The sequence below is a fragment of the Butyrivibrio sp. FC2001 genome (assembly GCF_000424125.1).
GTDB lineage: Bacteria > Bacillota > Clostridia > Lachnospirales > Lachnospiraceae > Butyrivibrio.
On record NZ_AUJH01000012.1, the window covers coordinates 1 to 16,916 of the forward strand.

Annotated in this window: 11 protein-coding genes, 2 tRNA genes and 1 pseudogene; 2 read left to right on the top strand and 12 right to left on the bottom strand. The window is 43.7% G+C overall.

Annotated elements, in window-relative coordinates:
* Positions 1-175, bottom strand: a pseudogene (locus G601_RS27420) (IS1634 family transposase); the annotation flags it as partial.
* A gap of 228 nt (positions 176-403) precedes the next feature.
* Here G601_RS27420 and G601_RS0105900 point away from each other — a divergent pair.
* Positions 404-475: transfer RNA gene (locus G601_RS0105900), tRNA-Glu, on the top strand.
* Positions 476-1,007: 532 nt separating this feature from the next.
* Here the strand turns inward: G601_RS0105900 and G601_RS0105905 are convergent.
* Positions 1,008-1,079, bottom strand: a tRNA-Glu gene (locus G601_RS0105905).
* Positions 1,080-1,249: 170 nt separating this feature from the next.
* On the opposite strand from G601_RS0105905, the gene G601_RS0105915 reads away from it, so the two are divergent.
* A complete protein-coding gene (locus G601_RS0105915; protein ID WP_081673405.1) occupies positions 1,250-3,589 on the top strand; it encodes a putative bifunctional diguanylate cyclase/phosphodiesterase in 2,340 nt (779 codons plus the stop codon).
* Here G601_RS0105915 and G601_RS0105920 read toward each other — a convergent pair.
* The 10 genes from G601_RS0105920 to G601_RS24785 all read right to left on the bottom strand — a co-directional run bounded on the left by G601_RS0105920 (position 3,576) and on the right by G601_RS24785 (position 16,652).
* On the bottom strand, positions 3,576-8,129 hold the full coding sequence (locus G601_RS0105920) for a PolC-type DNA polymerase III (RefSeq protein WP_026664797.1): 4,554 nt from the start codon (positions 8,127-8,129) through the stop codon (positions 3,576-3,578). The genes G601_RS0105915 and G601_RS0105920 overlap by 14 nt on opposite strands.
* A gap of 61 nt (positions 8,130-8,190) precedes the next feature.
* Positions 8,191-9,246, bottom strand: coding sequence for a flavodoxin-dependent (E)-4-hydroxy-3-methylbut-2-enyl-diphosphate synthase (gene ispG / locus G601_RS0105925; RefSeq protein ID WP_026664798.1), 1,056 nt, complete (start codon positions 9,244-9,246; stop codon positions 8,191-8,193).
* Between the two features lie 10 nt (positions 9,247-9,256).
* Positions 9,257-10,312 (bottom strand): RIP metalloprotease RseP, encoded by a 1,056-nt coding sequence (gene rseP, locus G601_RS0105930; protein WP_026664799.1) that lies wholly within the window; start codon positions 10,310-10,312, stop codon positions 9,257-9,259.
* Between the two features lie 25 nt (positions 10,313-10,337).
* Positions 10,338-11,483 carry a 1-deoxy-D-xylulose-5-phosphate reductoisomerase gene (dxr, locus tag G601_RS0105935; protein ID WP_026664800.1) on the bottom strand — a complete coding sequence of 382 codons (1,146 nt, stop codon included), beginning with the start codon at positions 11,481-11,483 and terminating at the stop codon, positions 10,338-10,340.
* Between the two features lie 18 nt (positions 11,484-11,501).
* Positions 11,502-12,329 (bottom strand): phosphatidate cytidylyltransferase, encoded by an 828-nt coding sequence (locus G601_RS0105940; protein WP_026664801.1) that lies wholly within the window; start codon positions 12,327-12,329, stop codon positions 11,502-11,504.
* A 30-nt stretch (positions 12,330-12,359) separates the two neighbouring features.
* Positions 12,360-13,082 carry an isoprenyl transferase gene (locus G601_RS0105945; protein ID WP_026493368.1) on the bottom strand — a complete coding sequence of 241 codons (723 nt, stop codon included), beginning with the start codon at positions 13,080-13,082 and terminating at the stop codon, positions 12,360-12,362.
* A gap of 227 nt (positions 13,083-13,309) precedes the next feature.
* Positions 13,310-13,861 (bottom strand): ribosome recycling factor, encoded by a 552-nt coding sequence (gene frr, locus G601_RS0105950; protein WP_026493367.1) that lies wholly within the window; start codon positions 13,859-13,861, stop codon positions 13,310-13,312.
* Positions 13,862-13,884: 23 nt separating this feature from the next.
* Positions 13,885-14,577: a UMP kinase gene (gene pyrH / locus G601_RS0105955; protein WP_035787258.1), complete on the bottom strand. Its 693-nt coding sequence runs from the start codon at positions 14,575-14,577 to the stop codon at positions 13,885-13,887.
* Positions 14,577-15,590, bottom strand: a complete 1,014-nt coding sequence (locus tag G601_RS26770; protein WP_026493365.1) for a polymer-forming cytoskeletal protein — start codon at positions 15,588-15,590, stop codon at positions 14,577-14,579. The genes pyrH and G601_RS26770 overlap by 1 nt, the downstream gene beginning before the upstream one ends.
* A gap of 24 nt (positions 15,591-15,614) precedes the next feature.
* A complete protein-coding gene (locus G601_RS24785) occupies positions 15,615-16,652 on the bottom strand; it encodes a polysaccharide deacetylase family protein (protein WP_081673406.1) in 1,038 nt (345 codons plus the stop codon).
* Positions 16,653-16,916 lie beyond the last annotated feature (264 nt).

Below are 16,916 nucleotides of genomic sequence, written 5' to 3' on the forward strand. Positions count from 1 at the left end.
CACTCTTACACCATGCAATAACATCATCACGAGTAGGCCCATGATCCTTTAATAGTTCTGATAGAGTGCCGAGTTTGCGAACAGTAGCAGTTGTGCTCTTGCCCGAATTATCGATATAGGATTTTGAAATATAAAACGATTCTGAGTTTTTGGACTTTGAGATTGTAAGCTTCATAATAATTATCCCCCAGCCCTTATTATAACACATATCGCTATATATTACTATATATTAAGAATATAAATTTGACAAAAAAATACAGACCAGCTGTGGCCTGTAAGTACTTCTGATATAATTTAACTGTCAAACTCCCGAGAAGTTAAATTTTTTTCAAAAAAGGCTTGCAATTATTCCGGAAATATAATAGTATAAACAAGCTGTCGCAAGACAAGCAAACAAAAATATGGCTCGTTGGTCAAGCGGCTAAGACGCTGCCCTCTCACGGCAGAATCAGCGGTTCGATTCCGCTACGAGCTACTGACTGTGTAAACAGCCCAACCCTATATCCCAAGTCACAATTGTGATTTGGGTTTTTTATTATAAAAAATCATTTAAAAAGAGAAGTCACGACGACTTCTCTTTTTATGTTGAAGAGGTTATCCCCCATCTTTTCGTTATTCAATGGAAAATTCAAATTCTACATCCTTTGCTTTACTTGAAGAAATATAGAATTCTATGTACAAAACATTTCTTTTATGACAGGAAACAACTACATTTCGTTTCTTATGAGCCAGCCCACTGTTCCTTGTGCCGAACATATTGCTGTTTGCTACTCGCTCTGAATACAAATGGCCATCAAGTTCCTGTCGTTTTTGCAAAACATTGAAGTATCCATTTGCATGGATTTTCTTTTGCTTTTCTGATTTTTCTTTATTTCATGCTAGGAGAGCTTAAGAGAAAAAACTATTAACTTTATATAAAAAATCATGGAAAAAAATATAAGAAATAAAGATATATAATTTATTAAAATAAAGATAATCCCAAATCACAATTGTGATTTGGGATTCAGTAGCTCGTAGCGGAATCGAACCGCTGATTCTGCCGTGAGAGGGCAGCGTCTTAGCCGCTTGACCAACGAGCCATATAGTGTTTTGTTTCGCCTTTCGTTTGGCGACTTGATTATATTATTACAAGTCGAGAATAAATGCAAGTACTTTTTGAAAAAAATTTATGATATAATATCTATGCAGCTTAAAACCCGTGTTTTTTTCGCAGAAATAGCGCTTTTTTAGACATAAGGAGCTTGTAAAAATGCTTAAGAAACGGGAAAAAGTTCTACTCTACTTAATAGCATTTTCATTCGCAGTGTACTTTATCAGTACTCTTCTTAAGAACGCATTTTTAATAGATCTGTTCTCTCCCATTACTGTAGGCTTAGTACTCATATTACTGATATCCGAGTTAAAAAGACTCGGGCAATTCATGTGGTCCTCTGTTGCTATGGCCCTTGGAATATTCCTATGGTTTGTCGGAGATATTCTATTTCTTTTAAATGATTTCGTTTTTCCGGATTCTGAATTACTATCAGCTACCACAGAATTCATCTACATGCTGCCTAACGGATGCCTTGCTGCATGTATTACCATATATATGCTGTATAAGCTCTCTAATTCCAGGATAGAGATGGCATTTCTTCTTGCTAACTCCCTCTGCTTTGCTATTTCTTTTTTTGTTCTCATTTTAAGGCTCCACCTCTATGCTTCGGATGACACCCATGATCACATTCACTGGACTCAGCTCATTTTCTTTTTCGTGAGCTTTTTCGTTATGATGATGTGCTTTGAACTCGCCATCCATATCGGTATAAAAAACATCTTCAAAGGTCCATTCATTACAAATATTGGCGTTTTCTGCTACTCTGCCCTGGATATAAGATATAACTTCCTTCTGGCGCAGGGCATTGATGCAGAAAGTGATTTCACAAATCTTCTCTATATTGTTTTCATAATTTTCATGGGAGTAGGTACTACCTTCCAGATCATCAAGAACTACGATTTTGAATTCAGGAAAAGAGACTTCTCAAAAAAGGCCACAAGGAGCAGGTTTGTATTTATCCTGTGCATGATACTTGTAGATATTATCATGATCTCAACAAGCTTTTTGCCCCAGTCCTTGGGAATGTATATCCTGATCACGCTGCTCTCATATCTCATAACCAATTACGCCCTTCATTCCCAGTACCTGAACGAAGAGCTTATAAACAGCCAGAAGGAGCAGAATGCCAAGCTTGAGGAGCGTATAAAGGAAAAGACTCAGGACCTCGAGTCAGCAAATGATCAGCTTCATGTTCTATCCTCCACAGATGCGCTCACAGGACTTCTAAACAGACGCTCTGCCACTGAATATATAGAAAAAATGATTGGCGAAAATGCTTCTTCCAATGAGAAATTTGCTGTTTTTTGCACGGATCTTAATCACTTTAAGCCTGTTAACGACACCTATGGTCATGAGATGGGTGATGAAGTGTTAAAGGAAATAGGAAAAAGGCTTGGCCGACTTCCTTCTGATTACAGAGCATTCCGAATGGGCGGCGATGAATTCCTGATTATTTTAAATGGAATCAGTGATATTTCAGAAGCAGAGAATGCTGCCGATTCTATAAGAAAACTGTTTAATACACCTATCATTTTTGATAATTATATCTTCAATCTCTCAGCCAGCATCGGTGTTGCCATTTATCCGGACGATGCTACAACCTTAGGACTCCTTCTTAATTACGCCGATAATGCCATGTATATGGTAAAAAAGAGCGGAAATAAAGATGGCTGCAAATTCTTTGATGTAAAAATGAGTGAGCAGATATCCAGAAAGCAGCTCATAAGAAAGACTGTGGAGAATGCAGCTCCCGATAAGGACTATGTGCTTCATTATCAGCCTCAGGTGGACGCAGACTCCGGAGAAATATTAGGAGTTGAGGTTTTCCCGCACCTTAAGGGTGATATGGAAAACGTATCTCCTGCCGACCTCATTCCTGTGGCAGAGGAATGCGGTGTTTTATCAGCCCTTGGAATATGGATTGTACGGGATTCCTTTGAAACCGTATCAAAATGGAATAAAAAATACGGCACCAACATCGCTCTTACAATAAATCTTGCGGCGCAGCAAATGATCGACGCGGAATTTATTGAGGCATTAGAGCGCCTTAGTGCCGAATTCGAACTTGATGTAAAAAAGATTATCCTGGATATTTCCACGGATATCATGATGGAATCCTCCAGCTCTTCAAGAGATACGCTGGAAGCCTTCCATCACTATGGCTTTAAGCTCAGCCTCAACGATTTTGGAGGCAGCAGTATAAATCTTGCTTATGTTATGACCTGCGGTGTCAACTACATAAAACTGTCCAGAAATCTCATCTCCTCCGCCGAAACGGATGAGACCATGAGAATCCTTATTGAGTCCATAACAGGTCTCGCATCTGCCATGGGCATAACCATCGCCGCAGTAGGTGTAGAGAACGAGGCCCAGTACCAGCTGCTTAGGCAGATGGGAATAAAGAAGATGCAGGGATATCTCTTCAGCAGACCAGTACGTGCAGAAGAGCTGGATCCCATTCTTCAAAAGGGCATAATCCCATTTATCCCTTCATAAAATCAAATATACTGATCTGGTTGGATTCCGGAATATCTCCAAGAAGTCCCATATCAGCCATTTTATCAACAACAGCCTGAGGGCATTTTGTCCTCTGCTTAAAGTCGTCCTTTGAAATAAAGGCGCCATCCTTACATGCTTCAACTATCTGGTCGGCAGCTTTTTCACCAAGGCCATCTATGCTAAGAAGGCTGGGCATTATCTTATCTCCAAATACCTGGAAGGATCTGGATGCAGCCTTGAAGATATCAATAGGCATAACCTCTATGCCACGCTCATACATCTCCTCAGCAAGTCTCATTGCGGCAAGCTCGTTTTGCTCCGCGTTGGTCATCTCATCTCCCTTGGCGCGGTATGTGTTCATCCACATCTTAAGGGTGCCCTCTCCCTGGAACATGTGCTCATAGTTAAGAGCCTTAGCTCTAATTGAGAACCATGCAGCGTAAAACGCCTGAGGCACATAAACCTTGAAATATGCTATACGCCACGCCATCATAACGTAAGCGGCAGCATGGGCCTTAGGGAACATGTACTTGATCTTCTTGCAGGACCAGATGTACCAGTCGGGAACTCCAACCTCTATCATGGCTGATTCCATCTCGGGCTTTAAGCCCTTACCCTTACGAACTGACTCCATGGTCTTGAAGGAAAGTGATTTATCCATTCCCTTCTGAATAAGATATATCATGATGTCATCTCGACAACAGATACAGGTATCGATCGTAGCCTTGCCCTCCTGGATGAGCGTCTGGGCATTACCCAGCCACACGTCGGTTCCGTGGGACAGACCTGAAATTCTGATAAGATGCGACAGCGATGTGGGCTGCGCATCGATAACCATCTGCATAGCGAAATCAGTACCAAACTCAGGAAGTCCAAGACAGCCAAGCTTCGTACCACCAATCTGGTCAGGACTGATATTAAGAGACTTGGTACTCATGAAAAGCTCCATAACATTATGGTCATCAAGAGGCACCGTCTTGGGATCAAGTCCGGTACAATCCTGAAGAAATCTGATCATGGTAGGATCATCATGTCCCAGAATATCAAGCTTTAGCAGGTTATGATCGATTGAGTGATAATCGTAGTGTGTTGTTATGGTTGCGGTAGTCATATCGTTTGCAGGATGCTGAACCGGAGTAAAGGAGTTAATATCCTCACCCACAGGAAGAACTATGATACCACCGGGGTGCTGACCTGTACCTCTTCTGATACCGATGCAGCCCTGCGTAATTCTATCGATCTCGCATCTTCTTTTTCCAACACCGAGACCGTCATAGTATTTCTTAACAAAGCCGTAGGCAGTCTTATCCGCAAGACCCGCTATGGTTCCCGCACGGAAGGTCTGACCGTAACCGAAAATAACCTCCGTATACTTATGAGCCTTTGACTGATACTCACCGGAGAAGTTAAGGTCGATATCAGGCTCCTTATCACCCTTAAATCCAAGGAAGGTCTCGAAAGGAATGTCGAAGCCATCCTTATTCATCATATGTCCGCACTTGGGGCATCTCTTATCAGGCATGTCGCAGCCTGAATTACCGCCGTATGCCAGAACCTCCTCGGAATCAAAATCGCTGTATTTACACTTCGGGCATACATAGTGAGGTGAAAGTGAATTAACCTCGGTAATACCTGAAGCGAAGGCAACGAAGGAAGATCCTACGGAACCACGGGATCCAACCAGGTACCCGTCCTCCACGGACTTCCAAACCAGCTTCTGAGCAATGATATACATAACGGCGAAACCATTTTTAATAATTGAGTTAAGCTCTCTCTCAAGTCTCTCCTCAACTATCTCGGGAAGTTTCTCACCGTAGATTTCATGAGCCTTGTCGTAACAGATTCTTGTGAGAATTCCGTCACTGTCCTCGATGACAGGAGGGCATTTATCAGGGCGCACAGGAGAAATACTGTCGCACCTTCTGAGGATATCTCTGGTGTTCTCTATTACAACCTCGTTGGCCTTGGCAGCACCAAGGTAATCAAACTCAGCAAGCATCTCCGCAGTAGTACGCACAAAAAGCGGCGCCGGCTCTTCCTCGTTCATACCCTTACCTGCCATGATAACGGTTCTGTATATCTCATCATCAGGATTTAAGAAGTGAGCGTCACAGGTAGCAACAACAGGCTTGCCATACTGCTCTCCCAGCTTGACGATCCTCTTATTGATCTCCCTGATATCATCATCGGAATTGATATCCTCATAGCGCTCTGAGTCCACCATGAAGTGGTTGTTTGCAACAGGCTGAATCTCAAGATAGTCGTAGAAATCAACAATTTTTGCTATCTCGTCCTCTGCTCTTCCCTCAACCACAGCGCCGTAGAGCTCACCTGCACAGCAAGCAGAGCCTATGATAAGGCCCTCTCTGTATTTTATAAGCTCACTCTTAGGTATTCTCGGGAATCTGCTGAAGTAATCCACATGGGATTTACTTACAAGGGTATAGAGATTCACGCGGCCAACTGTATTCTTCGCAAGAAGAATGATATGGTGAGTCCTTAAGTGCTTAACAATCTCAGGATTGGAGGCTCCGAGGGCATTCACCTTGTTGAGGTCATCTGCGCCTTCCTCCTCCAGCATAGGCATGAACTTCTGGAAAATCTTGGCAGTACACTCAGCATCATCAACCGCACGGTGATGGTGCTCATTTACGACGCCCAGAGTCTTACACAGTGCATCCAGATTGTGCTTAGCCTGTCTCGGGAAAAATGCACGGGAAAGTCCCATGGTATCGACCGTAGTGTAATCCACGTCTATACCGAGCTGCTTGCAGTTTTCATTTATAAAGCTGATATCGAAGCCTACGTTATGGCCTACCAAAATAGCATCGCCGCAGAACTCCACGAACCTCGGGATTATCTCATCCCTTGTGGGACATCCCATTACCATGTCATCAGTGATGCTGGTAAGTCTTGTGATTCTGAAGGGAATAGGCTCCTTGGGATCAATGAACTCTGAAAAACGGTCAGTGATAACACCGTCCGTCATCTTAACGGCACCGATCTCTATGATCTTATTATTAACTGGAGAAAAGCCAGTGGTCTCTATATCGAATACTACAAAGGTAGAGCCTGCAACCTTCTGCCCCTTGTTATTTATTACTATCTCCTTAAGGTCATCGACAAGATAACCCTCGACGCCCTGAATAACCTTGAAAAAGTCCTGCCTGTCAGGATTCTTATCACCGGCCTCCTTGCGTCTTGATTTTTCCTCCTTCCAGAGATCCTCCCAGGCGTGGTTGGCATCAGTAAGGGCCTGAACTACGCCGTGGTCTGTAATGGCAACACCGGGCATTCCCCATTTGTATGCCTGCTTAACAATGTCCTTAACCTCAGATACACCGTCCATATCGGACATCTTGGTGTGGCAGTGGAGCTCGACTCTCTTGAACTCTGCCTCGTCCACACGCTTGGTGGTAAAGTCAGGTATCTTGCGGATTCCCGCAACACTCTGGATTGTAACCTCATGGTCAAACTTATCGACCATGGCAATTCCGCGCACCTTAAGAAATGCCCCTTTCCTGATGTCCTGTTCAAGCTCGGGAACATTCTCCTGCTTTGCAAATACCTTACAGGTTATGGTATCGGTAAAGTCAGTCATTGAGAAGATAAGGATTGCCTTCTCATTTCTGATGTCTCGTCTTTCGTAGCTTATTACCTGACCTCTGACGGTAACTTCACCCATCTCACCAACAATTTCTTCGATGTTGATGGTATCATCCTCGAAATCTCTTCCGTAGATGATATTGGGATCGTCTGAGCGCTTAAAGCTGCTTGCGGAGCCCTTCTTAAAGAATTTGCTTCCTCCGCCTGCACCGGCTTTACCTCTGTTTCCAAACTTACTCTCTGAGCCTGCGGGCTTTGCAGCAGCCTTCTCTGCGGGCTTACTCTCCGTCTTGGCTGCACCTGCTTCAGCTGCCTTGGCAGCATCCTTCTCTCTGTGCTTCTGCTCTGACTGTTCCTCCGCAGCTTCGAGCTTTCTTGCAAGCTTGGTTGTTTCCTTGGAATAGTCAACTTCCTTCTTCTTTGTCGTTGCCTTTTTATAGGAGACATCCATTTTTACAGCAAAACCGCAGCGGTCATTTAGAATCTTCTCTAAAATGCGCTGGATGTCGCTGCTTTTTTTCTCAGCAATAACAGACTCCTCAAGAACCAGTTCAACTCTGTCTGATTCCGGAAATGAGAAGTCTGCGGATTTTAAAATCGTATATTCTATTGGATCGTAGTTTTTGAATTCAAGAAGAATACTGTCCTTGTACATATCCAACAGGTTCTGTGGAGTGTACTGGGCAGAAAGGTAAAATCGCTCGTAAATCTTAACCGTAAGGTTGGTCTCCTTAAAGAGCTGGTTTTTGATTTCCTTCTCTGCCTTTACAACATCTGCCTTATCGATAAGGCGATTACTGGATAGATATATGCGTACGAGATCCTTTTTCTCCGTTGTGGATATCTTCTCGACCTGCACATCTGACAGTTCTTCTTTTGTGTGTGGGTCCAGTTTTAATGTCTGAAACACCTCAAGAAATGGTTTTCTCATACCGTTTTAACCCTCATCCGTCGGCTACGCCGACACCTTCTCCCTGAGGGAGGAGGCTATTTTACTTCCAATTTACTAATTCTTCCCGGAGGGCATTGATAAGCTCTGCCTCGGGAACCTTTTTAATAACTTCGCCGTGCTTAATAAGGAGTCCTTCTCCGATTCCGCCTGCGACGCCTATATCTGCTTCTCTTGCTTCACCGGGTCCGTTTACAGCGCAGCCCATAACTGCAACCTTGATATCAAGCGGGAATTCCTGAACCATCTTCTCAACATCATTGGCAAGGCCGATGAGATTGATCTTGGTTCTTCCGCAGGTAGGACAGGAAACAACTTCGATTCCGCCCTTTCTAAGACCAAGGGTCTTAAGTATCATCTTGGCTGTTCTGATCTCCTCTGTAGGATCGCCTGACAGAGATACACGGATGGTATCACCTATACCTTCATTTAAGATAATTCCAAGTCCGATTGAGGATTTGATATTACCACCATAAAGAGTTCCTGCCTCTGTAATACCTACATGAAGCGGATAGTTGGTCTTCTCTGCAAGCTTTTTATGTGCATCAAAGCACAGCATAACGTTGGAGGATTTGATACTGATAACAAGATTGTCATAGCCAAAATCCTCGATGATATGCACCTTATCAAGAGCGCTCTCAACAAGACCCTCGGCTGTAACTCCGCCGTACTTTTCAAGAAGGTCCTTCTCAAGAGATCCGCTGTTAACGCCTACTCTGATAGGAATATTTCTCTCCTTGGCAGTCTTAACAACTGCCTCGATTCTATCCTTTGATCCGATATTGCCGGGATTGATTCTGATCTTGTCAGCACCGTTCTCCATTGCGGCAATAGCCATCTTGTAGTCAAAATGAATGTCCGCAACAAGCGGAATATGGATTCTGCTCTTTATACTCTTGATAGCATCAGCAGCTTCCTGGTTAGGAACAGTGCATCTGACGATGTCACAGCCTGCTGCCTCAAGTGCAAGAATCTGGGATACGGTTTTCTCCACATCCTCAGTAGGTGTGTTAGTCATTGACTGAATCATGATAGGATTGCCGCCACCGATGACCTTATCCCCAATATGAACAACCTTAGTATTATCCCTATATGCCATAATACGCTCCTTAATTCATAAACTTAGAAATATCACTTATAACAACTACAAGCATAAATGCCATTAGTACTACCATTCCAACAAGGTGAACCATTCCTTCCTTTTCTCTGGGAACCGGTTTACCTCTTACTACCTCAATAAACTGGAATACCAGTCTTCCGCCGTCAAGTGCCGGGAAGGGAAGAAGGTTCATAACTCCCAGGTTCACAGACAGAAGTATCATAAGCTCCAGCATGGTGAGAACCACTGATGAGATACCATAAGGACTGACTGCCTCGTAGGTATCATCAACTATTTTCACCATTCCAACAGGGCCTGAAACATCTCTCATTGAGAGTCTTCCCTGAATAAGAAGTGCAAGGCTTCTGTAGGTGCTCTTAAAGTAGAAAAGTACGTCATGGAAAGCATAAGGAATTATCTTAAGTCCTGTAATTCTCTCGTATTTTCCTATGTACACTCCCATGAAATAGCGGCCCTGCTCCTCATCATAATGAGGTGTAAGCTCTGTGTGCATAAGCTCGCCATCACGCTCAAAGTCGATCTTCATGACTCCGCCCTGGCTGAACTGTGATATCACAGAAACCTCGGAAGCAAGATAAATCTTCTCGCCATCCACAGAGACGATGAGGTCTCCCTCCTGAAGTCCTGCCTCAGCTGCAGCGGAATTCTCTTCAGTAAGTCCAGAAACCACCGGAAAATCCCAGGGTGCATTGGCAACTACGATTATCGCAAGAATCATCGCAGTAATGAAATTAAAGAAGGGGCCTCCGAAAAGGACTGCTATTCTGGCCCAGACATTGGCATTGGGGAAGGATCTCTCGTCATAGCTGTGATCCTCTCCGTCGATATCATCCTCGCCTTCAAATCTGCAGGCTCCGCCGATGGGCAGGAGTCTTATGCTGTAAAGAGTTTCCCCCTTTTGCTTTTTAAAAAGTATGGGTCCCATTCCTATAAAGAACTCAAGGACTCTTATGCCGTTTGCCTTGGCTATAAGGAAGTGTCCCAGCTCATGGGTCGTAACAAGTACCCCGAAAATTATAAAAAACAAAATAACGCTTACTAACATTTACGTTCCTCACATTTGTGATTTATCATTTATTTCCGAGATACTCATAGGTCTCAGCTTCTGCTCTGAGTATCTCTTCAAGATTAGGATTATCAATCCTTGTGTGATGAGCCATAGCTCCAGAGATCATATCGTATATCTCAAGGAACTTGATCTCTCTGTTGATGAATTTCTTAACTGCCATCTCATTAGCCGCATTGAAAACTGTAGGCATACTTCCTCCTGCTCTTGCAGCGTCATAAGCAAGCTTAAGTCCCATAAATGTATCTGTGTCGGGCTTTTCAAAGGTGATCTGTGAAAGCTCAAAGAAATCAAGTCTCTCCTCGCTCATAGGCATTCTGTCAGGATAGAAAAGCGCATACTGAATAGGCAGCTTCATATCCGGCACGCCAAGCTGAGCCATAACAGCGCCGTCCACAAACTGAACCATTGAATGGATTATACTCTGGGGCTGTATTACAACCTGGATCTGATCAAGTGAAACGTCAAAGAGCCATCTTGCCTCCATGACCTCAAGTCCCTTATTTACTAAAGATGCGGAATCTATTGTTACCTTAGGTCCCATATCCCAGTTGGGGTGCTTAAGTGCATCATCAACTGTCATATTAGCGAGCTCATCGCGCTTTTTACCTCTGAAAGGGCCACCTGATGCTGTAAGAAGGATCTTCTCAAGCTTGTTCCTGGGCTCACCGTTAAGTGACTGGAAAATAGCACTGTGCTCACTGTCTACAGGAAGAATGCTTACGTTCATCTTAGCAGCAAGGGGCATGATGATATGACCTGCAGTAACAAGGGTCTCCTTGTTTGCAAGCGCAATATCCTTACCGCTCTCAATTGCAGCCATGGTAGGTCTGATACCGATCATACCTACAACTGCTGTAAGAACTGTATCTGCATCGGGAACCTGCGTAATCTCTACAAGTCCCTCCATTCCTGAAAAGATCTTAACCGGAAGGTCTGCAAGCTTTACCTTAAGCTCCTTTGCTGCCTCCTCGTCGTACATGGCAACATATTTGGGCTTGAATTCCCTTACCTGCTGCTCCAACTTATCGACGCTCTTATTGGCAGCGATACCAACAATCTTAAGATCGTCAGGGTTAGCCCTTGCAACGTCAAGGGTCTGAGTACCTATTGAACCGGTTGATCCAAGAAGAATTATTTTTCTTTTCATAAATAAAACCTCACATATTTACTGTAAGAACAGTAGTGATAAAAAATATATAGCCGGTGTAATGAAGATTACACTGTCAAATCTATCCATTATTCCGCCGTGTCCGGGGATAAGATTACCATAATCCTTAATGCCATGTTCTCTCTTGATACCGGAAGCGATAAGATCTCCAATCTGGGATATAATGCCAGCCACAAGAGTCATAACCGCAAAGCTGATAATAGCCTTCTTAACATCCATTCCCGGATCAGCATAGGTTGCATATACATATCCGAAAAGAACACCTGCAAGAACGCTTCCTACAACTCCTCCGACTGCTCCCTCAATGGTCTTCTTGGGAGAAAGTATAGGGCAAAGCTTGTGCTTTCCGAATGCAACGCCTGTGAAGTATGCAAAGGTGTCACAAATCCATGCTATGAATGGAAGCCATGCAAGATACTTTCCTGTCGGGAACATCCTAAGAAGATAGATAAAGGAAAGCATCATGGGTGCATAAATAAATGAAAATACAGAGCCTATCAGCTGATGGGATTTGTATTCAGGATACTTAAACACAAAGGCTGCCGCCTCAGCTACAAATAATCCCATTATCACAGCTACAAAAAAGGTCATGTTAGAGCCGATGGTCATCATTACAAGATAATGAGCACAGACTGCCACGAGCCCCAGCAGCTCAGGAAGATTTGTCTTTTTATCCTCGCCGCAGACCCCCAGGGCAAATGAGAGCTCTCTATATCCTATAATCGATACTAAAAAGAGTACTCCTCCCGTTATCAGACCGCCGGTTACAAGTGTCAATACAAGCAAAACTACAAGGACGGCACCACTCATTACTCTAGTCTTCATATTTTATCCTCTCATATAAGGAATTAGTTTTTATTCAGCGTCATTAAGACCGCCATATTTACGGTTACGATTGCCATAAGCATCAACCGCCATCTGAAGCTGCGCCTCATCAAAATCAGGCCATGCAACATCTGTATAGTAAAACTCAGTATAAGCACACTGCCACAGAAGGAAATTACTGAGGCGCTGCTCACCACAGGTGCGAATAAGAAGATCAGGATCAGGAAGATTAGCTGTATCAAGATTCTGATTGATCAGATCCTCAGTTATCTCTTCAGCGCTTATCTCGCCTGCTTTACATTTATCTGCAACCTTTCTTACGGCGCGAACTATCTCATCACGGCTTCCGTAATTGATCGCAATTGTAAATGTAAGTCCTGTATTACCTGCAGTAGCTGTCTCAAGCTCATCAATTGCCGCATTGATATCATCGGAAAGTCTGCTTCTCTCTCCGATAACCTGGCAGCGCACATTGTTCTTCATGGACTTCTTGATACTGCTCTTAAGATATGTTCTGAGGATCATCATAAGAGCTGAAACTTCAGTCTCGGGTCTGTTCCAGTTCTCTGTGGAGAACGCGTAAACAGTAAGGTACTTTATTCCCATATCTCTTGCTACTACAAGGATGTCCTCTACAGCCTTAGCGCCCTGCTTGTGGCCGTAGTTTCTGGGAAGTCCCTTGGCTTTTGCCCATCTTCCGTTACCGTCAAGAATAATAGCTACATGCTGTGGTATTTTTTTATTCTCTTCCAAATTGCACCTCCTAAGTGCTTTTCTCTAATGCATACTTGTTAATAATTTCAGGTGTCAATACACCCGACTAGCGAACGAAATTCCAGTACACTATTGGGAATAATTCAGTAAATCAATTTCGTTCGGTAGTATAATTAGAGCCTGTGCTATGACCCACAGGCTCTTAATTTTTGACATTTTCACAAGGTAGTTCTGCTCTCGGGCTATGCCCTCGCCAGGTGATTACTTTATACAGTCATGATCTCTTTGCTCTTTTCTTCTACTGCTTCGTCAATCTTCTTAACGAACTTATCTGTCATCTTCTGAAGATCTTCCTCAAGTTCAGCAATCTCATCCTCTGACACGTCAGTTCCCTTAAGCTTCTTAAAGGAATCATTACCGTCTCTGCGGATATTTCTTACAGCAACCTTAGCGTCCTCGCCTTTTTTCTTGATATCCTTAGCGAGCTGCTTTCTGCGCTCCTCAGTAAGCTCAGGAAAAATAAGTCTGATAACACTACCGTCGTTGCTGGGTGTGATACCGATGTCTGAAGCAAGGATAGCTTTCTCGATGTCCTTTATAAGGCTCTTATCCCAAGGTGCTATCTGGATCATACGAGCTTCAGGTATTGAAACATTACCAACCTGCTGAAGAGGTGTGGGTGTTCCGTAATAATCAACCTTGAGCTTATCAAGAACATGCGGATTAGCACGTCCTGCACGTATTGATGCAAGCTCGCTGGCAAGAAAGTCAAAAGCTTTGGTCATTTTTTCTTCATAAGGCTTTACTTTTTCATTCATACACTCATCCTCCGGATTATAGTTTAAGCTGTAACAGTGGTTCCGTTGAAGTCACCACTCGCTGCCTTTATTATACTATTTTCTTCCTGAAGTGCGAATACCCTCATCGGAATATGGTTCTCTTTTACCATTATTGAAGCAGTCATGTCGACAACCTGAAGGTTCTGAGCTACAACCTCATCAATGCTGATGGTGTCATATCTCTTTGCATTAGGATTGGTAGCAGGATCGCTGTCGTATACTCCGTCTACTGCCTTAGCAAGAAGGATTGTATCTGCCTCGATCTCAATAGCACGAAGTGTAGCACCTGTATCTGTTGAGAAATAAGGATGTCCTGTACCACCTGCAAAGAACACTACCATGCCCTTTTCAAAATACTTGTTGGCTCTGTCCTTGGAAAACAGCTTGGTGAAAGAGCCACACTCAAAGGGTGTAAGTATGTTGGTCATCATTCCTACGCTTCTGAAAATCTCTGAAACGTAGATGCAGTTCATAATAGTTGCAAGCATACCGATCTGGTCTGCCTTAACTCTGTCGATATTCTCGCTTGTGCGACCTCTCCAGAAGTTACCGCCACCAATAACGATACCTACCTGTGTTCCATCGTCAACAAGCTTCTTTACCTGCAAAGCCACGCCGCGAACTGTGTCCTCGTGAAAACCGGTTTTGTTCGGGCCTGCAAGTGCTTCGCCACTTAATTTTAAAAGTATTCTCATTATCTCTGTCCTTTAAGTCCGTCAAAGAATGCAGAAGGATTAACCTCAGCGTAAGACTGTGAGCAATTACCTTCGATAACGGCACCATTGTTAATCTGTACTGACTGTGATTTGATGTTACCCATAACGATAGCAGTTGTATCAAGAACTACAGGGCCGGGAACATCGATGTCACCCTTTACAGCGCCTGCGATAACAGCGCTTGTAGCAAAGATGTTACCGATAACTACTGTACTCTGACCAATCTTAACACTTCCGTTACTTCTGACTTCACCTGTGATTCTTGCTGCCTCAGCGTAAATCTCTGCTGCCTTTGAATCACCCTCGATCTCGCCTGTTACATTGAGCTTACCGAGGCATGTAACGTTACCTGTAATCTTACCAATAAGATCAAGTGATCCTGTTGTCTCAAGATTACCAACAATCCTCATACCCTCTGTTATGCTGGCTGTCTCATCTGTAGGTGTCTGCTGCTGAATATCCATTGTATCAAATCCCCCATTGTTATTATAATTTGTAGTATGTCTTTCTTCATACACAGGAGCCTCCTCAGCCTTTACCTTAGCGATTGACTCAATTGCGCTAAGAGAAGCTGCAAGGTCAGCTACTGTATCCTCTGTATCTTCCTCCTCGAAGCTGGCTTCCTCTTCCACATCCTCTTCAGGTTCAGGAATTACTACAGGAGCCTCCTCCTTAACTACGGGAGTCTCAGGAATTACAGGCTTAGCAGGCTGTTCAACTGCCACTTCCTCAACCTTCTCTTCCTTAACTTCCTCTTCAACTACTTCCGGCTCCTTAGCCGCTTCTTCTGCCCCACCTTCGTCGAGCTTGATTTCATCAAGGTGATCAAGCATCTCATTAAGGTCCTTCTTTACCTCAGCCTCTGTCTTCGGCTTAACAACTGCTTCTTTTACGGCAGCTTCCCCAAGGATCTTAGCATCATCACCTTCCTCAGGCAAAATTGTCTTTGCAGCCTGAGAGAGATCACTTTTCAGCTCTGAAAAAAATCCCATTTTCTCTTCCTCCCGTTTATATATTTACTGAGAATTGCTGATATGTTGAACCGGTAACGTATCCTCCGTTATCGGAACTATCACTGTGTTATCCATCGCCTGTATCTGTTCGATAATCTCAGGCAAGGCTTCTACCGTGGCCTGTTTATCCTGCGCATCATGCAGAAGTATTATCGCCTCATGAAACTTGGGCACTCCCGTCATGACATTGGCCACTATTATGTCCTTATTGATTCCGGCTCTGTCATCACTGCTGGCTACATTCCAGTCAAAGTAAGAAATATTCTCAAGCTCCAGATATTTTATCAGCTCATCCATCGGAACATTGCTGACTGTGTTGGAGCTTCCGCCCGGAAATCTGTAATACTTCGACCAGACTCCTGTCGTCTCATACAAAAATGTCTGTAATTTATGAAGATCAGCAGAAAAACTTCCCAGCGATTCATAAAGCTCGCTGTACTTGTGACTGTAGGAGTGCATTCCTATCGTATGTCCGCTGCTGGCAATACGCTTGTACACCTCAGCGTACTCGCTGCCTTCCTTACCTGTCACAAAGAATGTTGCCTTCACACCGTACTGGTCGAGTATATCTAGTATTGTATTTGTTGATGTGCTGGGCCCGTCATCAAAGGTTATGTATACTCTTCTTGTTCCGTCCCATTCATCCGGTCCTTCTGCGATGGCTGTATCTCCGGCCGTAACCTGCCCCGCGCCACCTGTGACCTCTGCTTCTGCCATTGGCTCTCCGTCTTCTGTATCCGGAGCCTCCACCTGGTCATTTCCTTTTGTAGCTTCAGAGCCGTTCTCTTTGGGCTTTATCGGATCATCGATCTCACCGCCTGCTAAAAGCTCCTCCCCATAATGTTCTTCGTACCAGGACAACTCCTCCTTTGCTTTATTAAGCATTCTACTGGTATGTCCGTTTCGAATGACAAGGAAAATACAGATGCACGTAGGAATAAGGCACGAAACTGCAATAGATACGAGGATCAACCTCCTCAAAAAGCGGATTCGCCTGGAACGATCCACGCCTGATCCCTGACCCTCCGTGTTCGTTGCCATATAAATTACCACATTTCCAACTTGCTGTTATGTCTAAAAAGACACCTGGCTATCCACATAGCCAAACTAGATTATAGCATATATTAAGAACTACAAAAAGCAAAAAAATAGTTTCGTACTGTCAATACTTAAAATGTACCAAAATATTCCAAAAAATTTTGGAGGCCAAAAACCCTCCAGTATATAGATTTTTTAGATTTGCTTTACGATATATTTATTGTCGTCTGATATTCTAAATACACCAAAGCAACAGGAGGTGTCCGG

What these genes read in the sequence shown, in the direction of transcription:
- G601_RS0105915 (WP_081673405.1), top strand. Translation starts at nt 1,250, where the DNA reads ATGCTTAAGAAACGGGAAAAAGTTCTACTCTACTTAATAGCATTTTCA.
- G601_RS0105920 (WP_026664797.1), bottom strand. Translation starts at nt 8,129, where the DNA reads ATGAGAAAACCATTTCTTGAGGTGTTTCAGACATTAAAACTGGACCCA.
- ispG (WP_026664798.1), bottom strand. Translation starts at nt 9,246, where the DNA reads ATGGCATATAGGGATAATACTAAGGTTGTTCATATTGGGGATAAGGTC.
- rseP (WP_026664799.1), bottom strand. Translation starts at nt 10,312, where the DNA reads ATGTTAGTAAGCGTTATTTTGTTTTTTATAATTTTCGGGGTACTTGTT.
- dxr (WP_026664800.1), bottom strand. Translation starts at nt 11,483, where the DNA reads ATGAAAAGAAAAATAATTCTTCTTGGATCAACCGGTTCAATAGGTACT.
- G601_RS0105940 (WP_026664801.1), bottom strand. Translation starts at nt 12,329, where the DNA reads ATGAAGACTAGAGTAATGAGTGGTGCCGTCCTTGTAGTTTTGCTTGTA.
- frr (WP_026493367.1), bottom strand. Translation starts at nt 13,861, where the DNA reads ATGAATGAAAAAGTAAAGCCTTATGAAGAAAAAATGACCAAAGCTTTT.
- pyrH (WP_035787258.1), bottom strand. Translation starts at nt 14,577, where the DNA reads ATGAGAATACTTTTAAAATTAAGTGGCGAAGCACTTGCAGGCCCGAAC.
- G601_RS26770 (WP_026493365.1), bottom strand. Translation starts at nt 15,590, where the DNA reads ATGGGATTTTTTTCAGAGCTGAAAAGTGATCTCTCTCAGGCTGCAAAG.
- G601_RS24785 (WP_081673406.1), bottom strand. Translation starts at nt 16,652, where the DNA reads ATGGCAACGAACACGGAGGGTCAGGGATCAGGCGTGGATCGTTCCAGG.